This is a genomic window from Rathayibacter sp. AY1E8 (assembly GCF_002931415.1).
Classification (GTDB): domain Bacteria; phylum Actinomycetota; class Actinomycetes; order Actinomycetales; family Microbacteriaceae; genus Rathayibacter.
In genome coordinates this window covers 1-575 of the sequence record NZ_PSVI01000136.1, presented here as the reverse complement: position 1 = coordinate 575, position 575 = coordinate 1, and the positions used below count along the sequence as shown (strand labels likewise).

Here is a 575-nt window from a genome sequence, read left to right as displayed (position 1 = left end):
GCCGCACCGCGCTGCCGTCGAGGACGAGGTGCGGAGGCGCATCGAGCGTCGGAGCTCCGAGCATCAGCCGCGCCGCCTGACGCCCGCCGCCGGTGCGGCCACCGGTTCCGCTGCGCGTCCCGCCAGCTGCAGGAGGCCGCACGCGGCGACCACTCCGACGAGGGCGGCCGCCCAGCTCAGGTCCTGCTGGTCGAACTCCCGGAGGTGCGCCGGGACGCCCGTGAATCCGAGGATCCCCTGGGCCGCGGCGACGGTGGCGAAGGCGAGCAGCGCGGCCGTGGCGGCGACCGCGGCCGGGGCGGGCGGGTCGCCCTCCGAGTCCTGGGCGAAGCGGCGGACGGCGTGCGCGAGGGCGAGTGCGCAGAGGGCTGCGGCGACGAGGGCGGCCGCGGTGTAGGCCGGGCCGGCGGCCAGCAGGAGGAGGGCGCCGACGACGACCCGCAGGCAGGCCGGGAGGACGCCGGGAGCGCTGCATCCGCGCGCGCCCGGGCCTCCCCCGAGGGCCGCGGCGCGGGCGCGGGACTCCTCGAGGCGCCTCCGGACGCCATGAGGACCAGCGGCGCGGAGCAGGGCGG

Annotated in this window: 1 pseudogene; it reads right to left on the bottom strand. The window is 80.0% G+C overall.

Going from position 1 to position 575, the window contains the following annotated elements:
• Positions 1 to 63: 63 nt before the first annotated feature.
• Positions 64 to 575: pseudogene (locus C5C74_RS17645) on the bottom strand (hypothetical protein); the annotation flags it as partial.